A 15169-nucleotide genomic window follows, 5' to 3' on the forward strand; every position below is an offset into this window, starting at 1 on the left:
CAGGTCGCTCATTCCAGTCTCCTCTCAGAGCCTGAATCAGATCGCGCCTCTCACATCAATGGGTCCTGACCCTAGGCTAGAAGCATCAATCAGCCCACCTGAACCGGCGTCTGCTTTCGCCCAATACCGGCCATTCGCGCTGCCGTCGGCACCGCCTAAGGCGGACGTTGCTTCAGATATGATGCTACGACCGTAATGTGGGCCGGGAGCTGCCAGGAAGCTTTGGGACTCGACCGGGCGAAAGCGGACGTTCGCGGGCACGATGGGTGGCGGAACGACCGCTTCAGATCAGCACTTCAGCGATGCATCAGGTCATAGCCGCACTGCGGATGAGGTAGACGGCGCGAGCGCCTGTGGAGAGAAGGGCTTCGATACGCCCGGCCCGAACGGATCGAGCCCCCCCTCCATTCGCCCTGAGCTTGTCGAAGGGCCTCTCTCCGGCAGTCCAACGCCTATGGAAAGCGGCCCTTCGACAGGCTCAGGGCGAACGGTAGAGATGGATCAGCGCTTCGGCAGGCCTAGAATGAACGCGTCGAGGCGTTGGAGGGCGATGGCGATCTCGTCGGGGAGCGGTTCGACCGGCGGAGCGGTCGGCTGCGGCGTTTGGACGACAGCGCTTCTGGGGCGCGGGGGCGTCCGGGGTGGTTTTGGCGTCGGCACCACCTGATCCAGCGCGGGCAGTTTCGGCGCGGGGGGCTCGTGTCTGGTGCGGCGGACGAAGGCGTCGAGGCGGGCGATCGCGATGGCGTTCTCCTCCTCTTCCTGCATGACGCGTTGCGCGGCGCGGGTGGCGGCGACGCGGGCTTGCCACGCCTCGCGGGTTTCGGCCGGGAGCTTGCGTGATGCGGGGCGCTCGGCGGCGTGGCGGGCGGAGCGGTCGTGAAGTTGCAGGAGCATGATCGCCTGTTCGGGCGTCATCGACGGGATCGGTGGCGGGTCGTTGCGCCGCCACGCGTCGTCGCGGGCGGAGGCGGGATCGAAGCTTTCGATCAGCGCCATCTCGATACGTTCGCGCGCGGTCTTCAGCGCCATCCGCATCTCGCGCGCGAAGGCGGGGCTGGCGTCGCGGCGGGCGTAGAAGGCGGAGTGGGAGAAGCCGGCGGCCTTGGCGGCGAGGCGGATGTTGGCGGTGGCGGACAGGGCGGCGAGGAACGCCTGTTCGTGTTCGGTGGTGAGTTGGCGACGAGCCGGGGCGCGGAGCTGGAGGTGGCCGGCGCGGGTGCGGATGAGGCGGGGTGCGTTGGCGTCGGTGGCGGAGGGCGTGATGTCGCGCGCGTTCAGGCGGGCGGCGGCGAAGGCGAGCGCTGCGTCCCATTCGGCGGCGAAGGCGGGGTGCGCGTTGCGGCGCTTCGTGAAGCGGGCGCGGTGGGCGCCGAGGTCGCGCGCGGCCTGACGCACGTTGCCGGTGCGGCGCAGGAGGCGGAGTAAGGCGGCGTTCTCTAGCGACTGTTCGCGGGTGAGGGCTCTGGGCATGGGGCGAGCGTCGGCCGGGTTTTCCAACATCGCAAGGGGGTGTGGGTCGCGTCGGGGTGGGGGTGCGTGTCTCCCCTCCCCTCCGGGGTTGGGGCGGTACCGCGGGTTGTTCTACCCCTCCCCCTTTCAGGGGAGGGGCCTGAGGGAGTTCAGCGGCCGCCGGGGGGCAGGTTAGTTTCGAGGTAGTTGGTCATCAGCGTGTAGAGGTGGAGCGTGGTATTCTCCTTCTCGCTGATCGAATGGGTGCGGTCGGGATAAGCCATCATCGAGAATTGCTTGTTCGCGCCGATTAACTTGTCAGCGAGCTGTTCGGTGTTCTGATAGTGGACGTTGTCGTCACCGGTGCCGTGGATGACGAGGAGGTTGCCCTTCAGGTTGGCGGCGTAGGTGATCGGGGAGCCGTCGCGGAAGCCGGTGGGGTTGTCCTTTGGCAGACCCATGTACCGCTCCTGATAGACGGTGTCGTACAGCGTCTGGTCGGCGACGGGCGCGACGGCGATCCCGGTCCTGAACAGGTCGGGGAAGCGGAACATCGCGTGGAGCGTGCTCGACCCGCCGCCGCTCCAGCCCCAGATGCCGACGCGGGACGGGTCGATATAGGGGCGGTCGGCGAGCAACTTGCGGACGCCGGCGGCGACGTCGATCGGGCCGAGGACGCCGATCTGGCGGTAGATGACCTTGCGCCACTCGCGGCCGCGCGGGGCGGGGGTGCCGCGGGGGTCGATGCTGGCGACGATATAGCCCTTTTGCGCCAGCATCCGGTGCCACATCGCGCCCCGCCCGCCCCAGCGATCGGCGACGGTCTGGCCGGCGGGCTCGCCATAGACCTGCACGAGCAGGGGGTATTTCTTCGCGGGGTCGAAGTTCGCGGGGCGCATGATCCACGCGTCGAGCATCAGGCCCTTGCCGACGTCGAGGCGCGTCATCTCCGTCTTCGGCAGGCCGGACTTGGCGACGGTGTCCTGGATTGCGGCGTTGCGGGCGAGCACGCGGGCGCTGCGCTGCGTCTGGAGGTCGACGATCTCGGTCATCGGCACGGTGTCGAAGCGCGAGACGGTGTGCTTGGCCCAGTGCGCGCCGGGAGCGATGTCGTAGCTGTTCCAGCCGGCCTGCGCGGACGGGGTGACACGCTCGACGCGGGGTTTGCCGGACAGGGCGGCGCGGTAGAGGTAGAGCTGCGTCGGGTTGTCGGGCGAGGCGGTGAAATAGGCCCAGCCGCTCGCCTCGTCGATGGTCAGCAGGTCGACCACGTCGAACTTGCCGGGGGTGCGCAATTCCAGCCGCTTGCCGTCGCGCGAGGCGACGTAGAGGTGCCGCCAGCCGTCGCGCTCGCTCATCCAGGTGAAGCCGGCGTCGTTGCGGAGCCATTCGGGAGCCGCGTTCGCCTCGACCCAGGCGGCGTCCTTCTCCACGAACAGCGGCGTGGTCGATCCGGTGGCGGGGTCGCCGAGCATCACCTGATAGGTGTTCTGGAGGCGGTTCGCATATTGGATGAAGACGCGGCCGGACTTGCCCGCCCAGCTCATCTGCGGGACGTAGTTCTGGCGCGGGTCGCCCTGGAGCTTGAACCACGTCGTCTCGCCGCCCGCGACATCGACCGCGCCGACGCGGACGGCGGAATTGGCGGTGCCGGCCTTGGGGTACTGGAGCGGGATGACCTTGGAATACTGGCCGCCGGTGTTCTGGATCATGTCGAACGTGTCGACGCCCGACGTGTCGAAGCGCCAATAGGCGAGTTTGCGCGAGTCGGGGCTCCACGCGAATGCCTTGCGCAGGCCGAATTCCTCTTCGTACACCCAGTCGCCGACGCCGTTGACGATGAGGTCCGAACCGTCGCGCGTCAGGCGCTGCGGCGTGCCGCCGCCAGCTGGTTCCACGTACAGGTCGTTGTCGCGGACATAGGCGATGCGGCTGCCGTCGGGGGAGAACTCGGCATACATCAGCGTCTGCGGCGCGGCGTCGCCCCCGATCTTCCGAAAGCTCTTGGCGTCGAGGTCGAGCAGCCAGTAATCGGCATAGGCATTGGTGCGGCGGAAGCGCTTGGTGTTGGTGGCGACGAGCATGCGGCGTTCGTCGGGGGAGAAGCTGTATTCCTCGATCGACACGGGCTTGCCCGTCGCCTTGTCGACGAGGTCCTTCGCCGACACGACGACGCGGCGGTTCTGGCCGGTGACGTCGTAACGGACGAGGTCGCTTCCGTCCTTCACGTCCTTCGCCGGCTCGATCGCGAGATAGCCCTGCCCGTCCTTCGTCCACTCGCCGGTGGCGCTGCTCTCACCGCGGACCGCGCTTTTGCCGAAGATGGTCTCGATCGTGAGCGGGGCCGCGACCTGCGCGAAAGCGGGGAGCGGCGCGAGCAGCAGGGCGAGCGTGACGAGCGCGGACGAACGCATGGATTGTACCCCCGAATATACGATTGTTGCGCGGACAGTAGCGGCGGATTCCCGCCCCGCAAGCGGATTGCTTTTTGCGAAGATGACCGGTAAGGCCCGCCGCTTCCAAGCACATGCGACGGAAGCCTCCGCGGGAGAACGCCACGCGTTCGCACGAACCGCTAAACTTGAAACGAGAGTGACATGGCAAAGAAGATTACAGGTTACATCAACCTGCAGGTTCCTGCCGGCGACGCGAAGCCCGCACCGCCGATCGGACCCGCGCTGGGTCAGCGCGGCGTGAACATCATGGAGTTCTGCAAGGCGTTCAACGCCGCGACGACCGACATGGCCAAGGGGACGCCGATCCCCACCAAGATCACGGTCTATGCCGACCGTTCGTTCAGCTTCGAGACGAAGACGCCGCCGGCGACCTTCCTGATCAAGCAGGCGATCAACATCAAGTCGGGCTCCAAGGAGCCGGGCAAGACGGTCGCGGGCAAGATCAAGCGTTCGCAGCTGTCGGAGATCGCGCAGGTCAAGATGAAGGATCTGAACGCGAACGACATCGACGCCGCGACGAAGATCATCGAAGGTTCGGCCCGCGCGATGGGCCTCGAAGTGACGGAGGGCTGATCCGATGGCCAAGCTGACCAAGAAGCAGAAGACGCTGTCGATCAATCCCGAGCAGCTGCACGGCATCGACGAAGCGATCGCCCTCGCCCGCACCAACGCGACTGCCAAGTTCGACGAGACCATCGAGGTCGCGCTGAACCTGGGCGTCGATCCGCGCCACGCCGACCAGATGGTCCGCGGTGTCGTGAACCTGCCCAAGGGCACCGGCAAGACGGTGCGCGTCGGCGTGTTCGCGCGCGGCGCCAAGGCCGACGAAGCGCGTGAGGCGGGTGCCGACGTGGTCGGTGCCGAGGACCTGATGGAGATCATCCAGGGCGGCACGATCGATTTCGATCGCTGCATCGCGACCCCGGACCTGATGGGCGTCGTCGGTCGCCTCGGCAAGGTGCTGGGTCCCAAGGGCCTGATGCCGAACCCGAAGCTGGGCACCGTGACGATGAACGTCGCGCAGGCGGTCAAGGATGCCAAATCCGGCCAGGTCGAGTACCGCGTCGAGAAGGCCGGCATCATCCATTCGGGCATCGGCAAGGCGTCGTTCCCGGCCGAGGACCTGCGCGCGAACTTCGACGCGCTGGTCGACGCGGTCGTGCGGGCCAAGCCGTCGGGCGCGAAGGGCAAGTATGTCCGCAAGATCGCGCTGTCGTCGTCGATGGGCCCGGGGATCAAGGTCGACACGACCGAGGTCGCGGGGGCGTAATCGCCGTCGGCTTCCTTCCGGGATCGGAAGGAGTGAGATTGGGGGCCGCAGGAGTGATCCTGCGGCCCTTCTTCTTTTGGTGATGTCGTATTTGACGTACCTGCCCGAACCTGACTCCCTCAGTTCCTGTGTCCGCTGGGGCTATGGAATGGTCCGACCAACATGAGTAAGCCAGCGGAACGAATATCATGCCGCAGCCAGCGTATCGGGTAACCGGCGTTGCCGATCAACATGCTCGAAGGGCTACGAGCCGTCGACATGGTACCCACTGGCGATCTGCTCATGCCCATTCCCTAAGGTCGGGACTCATTGGTCATAGCCATAAGATGGCGGAGACCGTGAAGGGGATCGCGGAGAAGAAGACTATGGGGCACCGGTCGTAGCGAGCAGCGACGCTACGCCAGTCCTTCAGGCGCCCGAACATGATCTCGATGCGGCTGCGGCGTCTGTATCGGCGCTTGTCGTATCTGACCGGTTCGTTGCGCGATCCGCAGTCCGGGATGCCGGGCTGGATACCCTTGGCTTCGAGGGCGTCCCTGAATCAGGCGGCGTCATATCCTCGGTCATGGAAGCAAGCGGGGTGACCCAAACCGGCGGCGGCGAGTTGCTGTCGAAGGTCGGCAAGGTCGCCCGGCCGGTGGGGCTGGTGATGGATGCGGTGGAGGTCGGCTCCGCCTTCCGCGCGGACGGCAACCGCATCGGTGAGAATACCGGGCGCGCCGCCAGCGGCCTCGCCGGCGGGGCCGCCGGCGGCTGGGGCGGCGCGGCCGTCGGCGCGGCGGTCGGCACCGCCATCTTCCCCGGGGTGGGGACGGTTGTCGGTGGCGTCATCGGCGGCATCGGCGGGGCCCTGGCCGGGGACGCGGCCGGCAAGGGCGTGTTCGACACCGTCAAGGGCTGGTTCTGACCCGATGACGGCTGACGCGACCCCGATCCAGCGCTAGGCTGTTTCGATGGCTGGTTTCTGGGACAAGTTGCGGGGCAAGGATGTGCCCGTCGTGGACGACACGGGCGCGGCGTTGCGGCGGCTGTTCGGCGACTATCCGCCGGACCCGCCGGCCTATGCCGGCCCGGCGGCGAAGCTGACCGCCGCCCAGCAGGACGAGAACCTCGCACGCTTCCTGGCGGGTCAGTCGCAGCGGCTCGCGGTCGTCGGCGACTATCTGCGTGCACGAGGCGTGAGCGTGGACCCGATGCTCGACCCGGCAGCGGACGGACTGCCGGCGGCGCGGGCGGTGGATGCGTGGCTGGACGAGGCGCTGCCGAAGCGCCCCTTCTCGCCGATCTCGGGCGACGAGACGCCGAATCCGGACGAGCACGGCCTGATGGCGAGCGACCGGACCGGGCCGGACATCTATTACAGCGTCCTCGCCGATCTCGGCCGGCTGGAGGGTGAGGCGATCCGGCGGCGCGATCCTCGGTTCGACTGGGCAGTCAACCGGTTGCCGGGTTTCGAGGATATGGGCAGTTATGGCCGCATCTGCCTGATCAAGGCAGGTGACGTGCAATGGGCACCGACCGTGCTGGATACGGAGATGCACATGCTCGGCATTTGCCATCCGAAGATGGCCCCGCGCGGCAACCTGTCCGGCCACCGCTTCGGCGAGTTGCTGGAGGCGGCGGTCACGCGGGCGTTCGACCCGCACTCGTGATGAGCATGACCGGTGCTCCATCACGTGCGGCGATGCTGCTTTGAACGTCGACCGACGTCGCCGGGCGTGCTTCGACGGTTAGGGCGACGGCGTGTCCGGCTCCTCCACAGCCTGCCGTCCAGCACCGCCTTGCGGCCAGTCTGGACATCCGGGTGAAGCGACGTACGGCGGATGGGGGGAGTGCGCTGATGCAGAAGTTCATCGTCGAGACGCTGCTGTTTCTCTTTGGCCTGCTCGTCACGCTTGGTCTGCCGTGGCTCGTGTGGCGGTGGATGCGGTCCGGTCGACCATCGATCGCGCCCTTGCCGATCGTCGACGACGGCAATGGCGGGAAAGTCGTGCCGCTGATCGCCACCTTTACCGGATTGCGCGGTCTGCCGTGGGTGGGCGTGGCAAGCAACAATCTCAGCCCCCGTCTGGTCATCACGTCGGCTGGCATCACGTATCGGGTCATGCGGCTGCGGTCTCGTGACTGGTCCAATATCGTTCGGGTGGATGTTCGTAGCTTTGGAGCGACGGTGAACCTGGGCTTCGCCTTTCGCGACAGCCTGTTCACCTTCGATGCGAACGTCGGCAGTAGCGTATTGGCGGCACGGACATTGGCGTTGCTGCCCGATACTGTCGCGTTGACCGATCGGGCACGATCGCTGCTGACGGAGGAAGGCTGATACCCGTTCGCGCGCGCGGAACCGCGAAGGCGACGCTTCCCCGACCGAACTCCGAAGCAGATGACCTCCACGGCAACTCCCCAAAAAAACGCGGGGAGTAGAGTAGGAGCGCGTGCCCCCCCCTCCCCCGATCATCCGGAGCGCCGCCATTTCCGATCCCCGCCGTATCCTGGTCGATGCCGATGCCTGTCCGGTGAAGGACGAGATCTACCGCGTGGCGTGGCGCGTGGGGGTGGCGGTGGTGATCGTCAGCAACCAGCATCTACGCATTCCGGCGCATCCCCTGGTCAGCCGCGTGGTCGTGAGCGACGGGTTCGATGCGGCGGACGACTGGATCGCGGAGCAGTCCGACGCGCGGTGCGTGGTGGTGACGGCGGATATCCTGTTGGCGGACCGGTGCCTGAAGGCGGGCGCCACCGTGCTCTCGCCGACGGGGAAGCCGTTTACGGCGGCGTCGATCGGCGGGGCGATCGCGACGCGGGCGATCATGGCGGACTTGCGGGCAGGCGGGGATCAACTGGGTGGGCCGGCACCGTTCCAGAAAGCGGACCGGTCGCGGTTCCTGTCGGCGCTGGATGCGGCTCTGGTGAAGTTGGGGCGATCGGTGTGATCGCTCCCCCCTCTCGTGAAGAGAGGGGGGACGGCGCTTACAGCACGAAGCGGCTGAGGTCGGTGTTGCGGGCGATGCTGGCGAGTTGCCGGTCGACATACGCGCCGTCGACGATCAGCGTCTGGCCGGCGCGGTCCTCGGCGTCGAAGCTGACCTCTTCGAGCAGCTTTTCCATGACGGTCTGCAAGCGGCGGGCGCCGATATTCTCGACCTCGCCGTTCACCTCCGCGGCGATGCGGGCGACGGCGGCGATGCCGTCCTCGGTGAACTCGACCGTGACCTCCTCGGTCGCAAGCAGCGCCTTGTACTGGATCGGCAGCGACGCCTTGGTGTCGGACAGGATCGCGACGAAATCGGCCTCGGTCAGGCCCTTGAGTTCGACGCGGATCGGCAGGCGACCCTGAAGCTCGGGCAGCAGGTCGCTGGGCTTGGCGACGTGGAACGCGCCCGACGCGATGAAGAGGATGTGGTCGGTCTTCATCGGGCCGTATTTGGTGGCGACGGTCGTGCCCTCGATCAACGGCAGCAAGTCGCGCTGCACACCCTCGCGGCTGACGGAGCCGCCGCGCACGTCGCTGACCGCGATCTTGTCGATCTCGTCGAGAAAGACGATGCCGTTCGCCTCCGCATCGGCCAGCGCGGTGCGGCTGACCTCGTCCTGATCGAGGCGCTTGTCGGCCTCCTCCTCGACCAATTTGTCCCACGCGGCGCGGACGGTGAGCTTGCGGCGCTTGAGCTGCTGACCGCCGCCGAACGACTTCATCATCTCGCCGAGGTTGATCATCTGCGGCGCGCCGCCGGGGATGTCGAAGGGCATGGACGGGGCCTGCTCGACCTCGATCTCGACCTCCGCATTGTCGAGGTGGCCGTCGCGGAAGCGCTGCTTGAAGCTCTCGCGCGTGGCCTGGCTCGACCCCTTGCCGGTCAGCGCGTCGAGCAGGCGGTCGAGCGCGGCCTCCTCGGCCTTGTCCTTGACGGCGGAGCGGCGGCGTTCCTTTTCGAGGCGGATCGCTTCCTCGACGAGGTCGCGGGCGATCTGCTCGACGTCGCGGCCGACATAGCCGACCTCGGTGAACTTGGTCGCCTCGACCTTAACGAACGGCGCGTCGGCCAGCTTGGCGAGGCGGCGGCTGATCTCGGTCTTGCCGCAGCCGGTGGGCCCGATCATCAGGATGTTCTTGGGCGTGACCTCGTCGCGAAGATCCGCGCCGAGGCGTTGCCGCCGCCAGCGGTTGCGCAATGCGACGGCGACCGCGCGCTTGGCATCGGACTGACCGATGATGTGCGCGTCGAGCGCGGCGACGATGGCTTTCGGGGTGAGTTGGTCGTTCATGGACAAGTTGTTCATTTCACAGGAAGTGGAGACGCGAAGTGGAGGAAGTGGAGGCGCTGGCGCGCTCGTCTCTCACACGCTGCTGTCCAGCGTCTCGATCGTGAGGCGGTCGTTGGTGTAGACGCAGACCTCGGCGGCGATCGCCATCGCCTTGCGGCAGATCGTCTCGGCATCGGCCTCGTAGTCGACCAGCGCGCGGGCGGCGGCGAGCGCGTAATTGCCGCCCGAGCCGATCGCCGCGACGCCGTTCTCAGGTTCCAGCACGTCGCCGTTGCCGGTCAGGATCAGCGTCACGTCCTTGTCGGCGACGATCATCATCGCCTCCAGATTGCGGAGATATTTGTCGGTGCGCCAGTCCTTCGCGAGTTCGACGGCGGAGCGCAGCAACTGACCCTGATGCTGTTCCAGCTTGCGCTCCAGCCGCTCGAACAGGGTGAAGGCATCCGCCGTGGCCCCTGCGAAGCCGCCGACGACCGCGCCGTCAGCACCCAGCCGCCGCACCTTGCGCGCGTTGGGTTTCATGACCGTCTGGCCCATGGAAACCTGCCCGTCGCCGATGACGACGACCTTGCCGTTGCGACGGACGGACAGGATGGTGGTGCCATGCCATACCGGCATGGAGGATTCGTTCCCGCTCATGCTGCGCCATATGGGGGGCGGGTCGGCGGGTGCAAAGAGGCGTGGGCCTTGCGCCTGGAGAAGGGGATGGATTGGGAAGCCGCCAAGACCGGAGATAAGAAAGGGGTTCGCGCGGAGGCGCGGAGAAGAAGGTTTCCGGTATGGCGTGGGTGGCCGTGGGGTCGGCCGATTGGGATGAATGCCTGCGGCGCTGGGGAGCGGGATGTCGTCGCGGGCAGCACGCGCCGGGCGGTGATCCTGCGTTGCGGGCGTGGGACTGGATTGCTTCGCTGCGCTCGCAATGACGGGCTTGGTTAGGCGGCGGACCTCGATGGGACGCGCGCAGCGCCTTAAAACTTCTTCTCCGCGCCTCCGCGCGAAGCAACCTTCTTCACGACGTGTGGAGGATTGGATGCCGGGACGAGCCCGGCATGACGGGGAACATCAGCCGCCGAGTTTTTCCACCTTCGCCTGCAATGCCGCCATTTCCGCCTTCAGCGCGGCGAGTGTGTCGTCCTTCGCGTCGTCGGTCGCCGGTGTCGAAGACGGCGGTGTCGGAGCCGGCGTGGGCACTCCGCCGACGGGGGGCTTGAAGGCGGTGGCGGCGGCTTCGAACATGGCCATGTTGCGCTTGGCGATCTCCGCGAAGGGGCCGGTCGCGAAGGCGCCCTCGACCGCCGAGCGGAACTGTTCCTGGTTGCGGCGGAAGCTGTCCATCGACGCCTCCAGGTAGCTGGGGACCATCGACTGCATCGAGTCGCCATACATGGAGATCAATTGCCGCAGGAAATTGACCGGCAGCATCGTCTCGCCACGGCTTTCCTCTTCCATGATGATCTGGGTCAGGACATTGTGGGTGATGTCCTCGTCGGTCTTGGCGTCGACGACTTTGAAGTCCCGGCCCTCTCGCGTCATCTTGGCGAGGTGATCGAGCGTGATGTAGGACGACGTCTCGGTATTGTAGAGGCGACGGTTCGCGTATTTCTTGATGATAACGACGCCGCCGACGTTCTGCTTCTTCATGGAAATCCCCCCGAGTGTCGTCTTCTTTCGAACAGCCTAGGCCTAACGATGACGCACCGCAACACGCGCCGCGTCCGCTGCCGTTGTTCCTCGATATGCTGCGCAGCGAAACCGCAAAAGATCCCGCGCGCCGCGCTGCGGCATTGACGGGATTGGCGCGGTATCAAAGGGCGCGACGCGAGCAGGTCCTGCCGCCCCCAAAAGACGTGCGACGCTACGGCCGGGTGACGTTGCGCGGGACCGGCGGAGAGGGAATGCCGGTGGTGCTGGTGCCGTCGCTCATCAATCCACCGGCAGTGCTCGATCTGTCGGAGGAACAGTCGCTGCTGCGCTGGCTGGCGGCGCAGGGATTCGCGGCGTGGCTGCTCGATTGGGGCGAGCCGAGCGCCACGGAGCGCGCGCTGTCGGTGGCGGGGCATGTCGAGTCGCTGCTGCTGCCGCTGCTGGCGACGTTCGACCGGCCGCCGGTGCTGGTCGGATATTGTCTCGGCGGCACGATGGCGCTGGCGGCGGCGGCACGGTCGCGGGTCGCGGGCGTGGCGACGATCGCAGCCCCTTGGCGGTTCGACGGCTATGGCGAAGCGCGGGCCGACATCGCCCGACTATGGCACGGCGCGCAGCCGACGTGCGAGGCGCTGGGGCTGGTGCCGATGGAGGTGTTGCAGGCGGGGTTCTGGCGGCTCGACCCGGCGCGCACGATCGCCAAGTTCGAGGCGTTCGGACGGATGGACCCGGACAGCGCGCCGGCCAAGGCATTCATCAGGCTGGAGGACTGGAGCAATGCGGGCGCGCCGCTGACCTATGCGGCGGGGGCGGAGCTGTTCGCGATGATTGCCGACGATGCGCCGGGGCGCGGCGTCTGGCACGTCGCTGGGGTGCCGGTCGACCTTGCCGCGCTGACGGTGCCGGCGGTGGAGTTCGTGTCGACGACCGACCGGATCGTGCCTGCCGCGACCGCCGCCGGCCTGCCCGATCGCAGGGCCGTTGCGGCCGGTCATGTCGGGATGATCGTCGGCGGCCGGGCGCGGGTGACATTGTGGCAACCGCTTGCCGACTGGATCGCGGCCCTCCCCTCGCCTACATAGCAAACCAGCTTTTCGAGAGGATTCGACACGTCATGGCCAGCGCCCCCAACGATATCGTCATCACCGCCGCCAAGCGCACGCCGGTCGGCAGCTTCCTGGGCGCGTTCGCGACGACGCCGGCGCATGAGCTGGGGCGGATCGCGATCACTGCGGCGCTGGAGCAGGCGGGCGTCGCCGGCGAGGACGTATCGGAGGTCATCATGGGTCAGGTGCTGACCGCGGCGCAGGGCCAGAACCCGGCGCGGCAGGCGTCGATGGCGGCGGGCGTGCCGAAGGAAGTCCCGGCCTGGGGCGTCAATCAGGTGTGCGGCAGCGGCCTGCGCGCGGTGGCGCTGGCGGCGCAGGCGGTCGCGACCGGCGATGCGACGATCGTCGTCGCGGGCGGGCAGGAATCGATGTCGCTCTCCGCCCATGCGCAGTCGGTGCGCGGCGGCCAGAAGATGGGTGACCTGAGCCTGGTCGACACGATGGTCAAGGACGGTCTGACCGACGTGTTCAACGGGTATCACATGGGCATCACCGCCGAAAATCTGGCGGAACAATATCAGGTGACGCGGGGCGAGCAGGACGAGTTCTCCGTGCGCTCGCAGAACAAGGCGGAGGCTGCACGAAGCTCGGGCCGGTTCCGTGACGAGATCGCGCCGGTGACGATCAAGGGTCGCAAGGGCGACACGGTCGTGGCGGACGACGAGTATATCCGCGCCGGCGCGACGATCGACAGCGTGTCTGGCGTGCGGCCTGCGTTCAAGAAGGATGGCACGGTCACGGCGGCGAACGCGTCCGGCCTGAACGACGGCGCGGCGGCGATCGTGGTGATGAGCCGCGCCGAGGCCGAGAAGCGCGGCGCGCCGGTGCTGGCGACGATCCGCAGCTGGGCGTCGGCGGGCGTCGATCCGTCGGTCATGGGCATCGGTCCGGTGCCCGCGTCGAAGAAGGCGCTGGAAAAGGCCGGCTGGACGATCGGCGAACTCGACCTGATCGAGGCGAACGAAGCGTTCGCGGCGCAGGCGCTGTCGGTCGGCAAGGAGCTGGGCTGGGACGCGGAGAAGGTCAACGTCAACGGCGGCGCGATCGCGATCGGTCACCCGATCGGCGCGTCGGGCGCGCGCGTGCTGACGACGCTGATCTACGAAATGGGCAAGTGCGACGCCAAGAAGGGTCTGGCGACGCTGTGCATCGGCGGCGGCATGGGCATCGCCATGTGCCTCGAGCGGGACTGAGGCTGGGGGCCGGAATATCCCGCTTCAAATCCCTGTCTCGGCCGCGTGACGGAGCAGCGGATCGGTAGGCGGTGTCGATATGACGTTGCGCCTACTTCTCGTTGGCGCCTTCGCCAGCGGTGACATTCCGCCATTGCCACCATCAGCCCAAGCAGGTGCTGATGCGGTGGATCCCCGGCATGGTGCGGTGCGGAGGCGTCGTGGCGCCCACGCGCGACCATTTCGCCTCATACGAGCCGGTCGTGGTCGTCGTTTCCAGCACGCCTATGATCTACCATCCGGACTCGGGGAGAGCGGCCGGGCCCTATCCTTCGACAGGTTTAGTGCAAGCCGCTCAAACGCGTTCATCGCGCCCTGCCACGTGGATGTTTCGGACGGGCGACACGTCAGGACGCGGAATTCGTTCCAGATGAGTAGCGGCTTACGTCTTTGCGGGGGTTCGCGGAGTGTCGACTCCGAAAGCGTGGCGCGAGACGACTGACCCGTCGTTGCAAGACATCGGTGAACGATGACTTGCCGGGCCGCGCCCTCACCTGCATCATCCACGACGAACAGGCGGGCGTGGAGCGGCATTGATGAACCGGATAGTTGTCGCCTCCACTGCCGCTGCCGTTATCCTGCTATCGGCAGGCGCTTATTTCTGGTTCCATTCGCCCGGACCGACGATCACGCCGATCGAATCGGGCGTCAGGGTCGTCGCTGGAACAAGCCTCCACGATGGTGCGGCTGATCGACAGCCGATTGGCGGATCGAAGGGCGCAGCGGCCGGCAGCCGGGAAACGTCACCGGTCGAAGCGAAGGGCATTGCTATTCCTGATGATCCGGCATTGCAGGCTACTTTACTCGATCCGGCATGGGACCCGCGGACGTTATATAAGCGCATCCGGACGGAGCGTCGCGACGCCGATTGGGCCGCGCGCTCGGAGCGCAGCATCAACGCCGCCATCGCACCCATCCCCTATGTCGACCGCGAAAGGCTTCGCGTCAGTTGCGCGGCCACGCTCTGCGAAATCCACGGCGCGATGACGAGAAACCTGAGCATCGACAATGCGAACGTCGCCATGGGCGCACTGCAAGGAGAAAATTTAAGCGATACGCTCGCCCGAGCCGGGTTGCAGACGAAAACGCAAGCGTTCGGTGGAGAGGGAGCGGACAGCGTCTTCACGATCTACGCGACCCGCAAACAGGCCGATCCGGCGCCGAAGTGACGTCTGATCATGCTCGGGCCAAATGCTATCTTCCACGTCACGGGACATCGCATCGTTCGGTGCGCCAACCTCGGAGGCGGCAATTGATCGGTCCGATGTTCAGGCTGGCAGTCGATCGCCTTCGTATTCGCCCGCTGACGCGCGGGGATGCCGGCGATCTGCGGCGGTTGACGGATCATCCCGCGATTACCGGGCCGATCGATTTCCTGTCCTCGCCCTTCGATGACGACGCTGCCGTGGCGCTGATCGCGCGGAACGGGGAGGAGGAGTGCTTTCTGGGGCTGTGGGACGGTGACGATCTGGTCGGCTGCGTCGGCGTGCATCTGCGGGCGGGCGAGCGGATCGAGATCGGGTACTGGATCGATGTCGCGCGGCATGGGCGCGGCTATGCGAGCGAGGGGGTTGCTGCCGTTCTGCACGCCTTAAAGGGGGCGAATCCGAATCGCCGGATCGTCGCGGAGTGCAGGCCGGCGAACCTTGCGTCGTGGCGCCTGCTGCACAAGCTCGGCTTCCGCGATACGGGCGAGGCCGGGGACCGCATCGGTCGGGCGTTGCTGATGCTGGCGTGATCGGC

15 protein-coding genes and 1 pseudogene are annotated in these 15169 nt (G+C 66.9%); 10 read left to right on the forward strand and 6 right to left on the reverse strand.

Annotated elements, in window-relative coordinates:
- Positions 1-501: 501 nt before the first annotated feature.
- Both AC0CH8_RS16105 and AC0CH8_RS16110 read right to left on the reverse strand, forming a co-directional pair.
- Entirely contained in the window at positions 502-1473 is a 972-nt protein-coding gene (locus AC0CH8_RS16105; protein ID WP_465240768.1) for a hypothetical protein, read from the reverse strand.
- A gap of 149 nt (positions 1474-1622) precedes the next feature.
- On the reverse strand, positions 1623-3866 hold the full coding sequence (locus AC0CH8_RS16110) for a S9 family peptidase (protein ID WP_465240769.1): 2244 nt from the start codon (positions 3864-3866) through the stop codon (positions 1623-1625).
- A 183-nt stretch (positions 3867-4049) separates the two neighbouring features.
- Here AC0CH8_RS16110 and rplK point away from each other — a divergent pair, with 183 nt between their 5' ends.
- Entirely contained in the window at positions 4050-4481 is a 432-nt protein-coding gene (rplK, locus tag AC0CH8_RS16115) for a 50S ribosomal protein L11 (protein ID WP_055845581.1), read from the forward strand.
- Between the two features lie 4 nt (positions 4482-4485).
- Positions 4486-5178 (forward strand): 50S ribosomal protein L1, encoded by a 693-nt coding sequence (gene rplA, locus AC0CH8_RS16120; protein ID WP_204195618.1) that lies wholly within the window; start codon positions 4486-4488, stop codon positions 5176-5178.
- Between the two features lie 313 nt (positions 5179-5491).
- On the opposite strand, the pseudogene AC0CH8_RS16125 reads toward rplA, so the two are convergent.
- Positions 5492-5743 (reverse strand): annotated as a pseudogene (locus AC0CH8_RS16125) (transposase); the annotation flags it as partial.
- A 15-nt stretch (positions 5744-5758) separates the two neighbouring features.
- Here AC0CH8_RS16125 and AC0CH8_RS16130 point away from each other — a divergent pair.
- From AC0CH8_RS16130 to AC0CH8_RS16145, 4 genes are all read left to right on the forward strand, one after another.
- Positions 5759-6085, forward strand: coding sequence for a hypothetical protein (locus AC0CH8_RS16130; protein WP_465240770.1), 327 nt, complete (start codon positions 5759-5761; stop codon positions 6083-6085).
- Between the two features lie 46 nt (positions 6086-6131).
- On the forward strand, positions 6132-6830 hold the full coding sequence (locus AC0CH8_RS16135) for a hypothetical protein (protein WP_465240771.1): 699 nt from the start codon (positions 6132-6134) through the stop codon (positions 6828-6830).
- A 188-nt stretch (positions 6831-7018) separates the two neighbouring features.
- Complete coding sequence (locus AC0CH8_RS16140) at positions 7019-7498, forward strand: hypothetical protein (protein ID WP_465240772.1); 480 nt, start codon at positions 7019-7021, stop codon at positions 7496-7498.
- Between the two features lie 112 nt (positions 7499-7610).
- The gene (locus AC0CH8_RS16145; protein ID WP_465240773.1) at positions 7611-8108 is read left to right on the forward strand and encodes a YaiI/YqxD family protein; all 498 of its coding nucleotides are present in this window, start codon (positions 7611-7613) and stop codon (positions 8106-8108) included.
- Positions 8109-8145: 37 nt separating this feature from the next.
- Here the strand turns inward: AC0CH8_RS16145 and hslU are convergent, their stop codons facing one another.
- From hslU to phaR, 3 genes are all read right to left on the reverse strand, one after another.
- On the reverse strand, positions 8146-9441 hold the full coding sequence (gene hslU / locus AC0CH8_RS16150; protein ID WP_204196167.1) for an ATP-dependent protease ATPase subunit HslU: 1296 nt from the start codon (positions 9439-9441) through the stop codon (positions 8146-8148).
- A gap of 72 nt (positions 9442-9513) precedes the next feature.
- On the reverse strand, positions 9514-10080 hold the full coding sequence (gene hslV, locus AC0CH8_RS16155; protein WP_465240774.1) for an ATP-dependent protease subunit HslV: 567 nt from the start codon (positions 10078-10080) through the stop codon (positions 9514-9516).
- 423 nt (positions 10081-10503) lie between these two features.
- Complete coding sequence (gene phaR, locus AC0CH8_RS16160; RefSeq protein WP_465240775.1) at positions 10504-11082, reverse strand: polyhydroxyalkanoate synthesis repressor PhaR; 579 nt, start codon at positions 11080-11082, stop codon at positions 10504-10506.
- Positions 11083-11288: 206 nt separating this feature from the next.
- Here phaR and AC0CH8_RS16165 point away from each other — a divergent pair, with 206 nt between their 5' ends.
- The 4 genes from AC0CH8_RS16165 (at position 11289) to AC0CH8_RS16180 (ending at position 15164) form a co-directional block, all read left to right on the forward strand.
- Positions 11289-12167: an alpha/beta fold hydrolase gene (locus AC0CH8_RS16165; RefSeq protein ID WP_465240776.1), complete on the forward strand. Its 879-nt coding sequence runs from the start codon at positions 11289-11291 to the stop codon at positions 12165-12167.
- 32 nt (positions 12168-12199) lie between these two features.
- Positions 12200-13387 carry an acetyl-CoA C-acetyltransferase gene (locus tag AC0CH8_RS16170; protein ID WP_465240777.1) on the forward strand — a complete coding sequence of 396 codons (1188 nt, stop codon included), beginning with the start codon at positions 12200-12202 and terminating at the stop codon, positions 13385-13387.
- Between the two features lie 575 nt (positions 13388-13962).
- Positions 13963-14595, forward strand: a complete 633-nt coding sequence (locus AC0CH8_RS16175) for a hypothetical protein (protein WP_465240778.1) — start codon at positions 13963-13965, stop codon at positions 14593-14595.
- 95 nt (positions 14596-14690) lie between these two features.
- Positions 14691-15164: a GNAT family N-acetyltransferase gene (locus AC0CH8_RS16180; RefSeq protein ID WP_465240779.1), complete on the forward strand. Its 474-nt coding sequence runs from the start codon at positions 14691-14693 to the stop codon at positions 15162-15164.
- The last annotated feature ends 5 nt before the right edge of the window (positions 15165-15169 follow it).

The sequence above is a fragment of the Sphingomonas sp. AC435 genome, from assembly GCF_979253005.1.

Coding starts and splice junctions, on each gene's coding strand:
- AC0CH8_RS16105 (WP_465240768.1), bottom strand. CDS start 1,473: ATGCCCAGAGCCCTCACCCGCGAACAGTCGCTAGAGAACGCCGCCTTA.
- AC0CH8_RS16110 (WP_465240769.1), bottom strand. CDS start 3,866: ATGCGTTCGTCCGCGCTCGTCACGCTCGCCCTGCTGCTCGCGCCGCTC.
- rplK (WP_055845581.1), top strand. CDS start 4,050: ATGGCAAAGAAGATTACAGGTTACATCAACCTGCAGGTTCCTGCCGGC.
- rplA (WP_204195618.1), top strand. CDS start 4,486: ATGGCCAAGCTGACCAAGAAGCAGAAGACGCTGTCGATCAATCCCGAG.
- AC0CH8_RS16135 (WP_465240771.1), top strand. CDS start 6,132: ATGGCTGGTTTCTGGGACAAGTTGCGGGGCAAGGATGTGCCCGTCGTG.
- AC0CH8_RS16140 (WP_465240772.1), top strand. CDS start 7,019: ATGCAGAAGTTCATCGTCGAGACGCTGCTGTTTCTCTTTGGCCTGCTC.
- hslU (WP_204196167.1), bottom strand. CDS start 9,441: ATGAACGACCAACTCACCCCGAAAGCCATCGTCGCCGCGCTCGACGCG.
- hslV (WP_465240774.1), bottom strand. CDS start 10,080: ATGAGCGGGAACGAATCCTCCATGCCGGTATGGCATGGCACCACCATC.
- phaR (WP_465240775.1), bottom strand. CDS start 11,082: ATGAAGAAGCAGAACGTCGGCGGCGTCGTTATCATCAAGAAATACGCG.
- AC0CH8_RS16170 (WP_465240777.1), top strand. CDS start 12,200: ATGGCCAGCGCCCCCAACGATATCGTCATCACCGCCGCCAAGCGCACG.
- AC0CH8_RS16175 (WP_465240778.1), top strand. CDS start 13,963: ATGAACCGGATAGTTGTCGCCTCCACTGCCGCTGCCGTTATCCTGCTA.
- AC0CH8_RS16180 (WP_465240779.1), top strand. CDS start 14,691: ATGTTCAGGCTGGCAGTCGATCGCCTTCGTATTCGCCCGCTGACGCGC.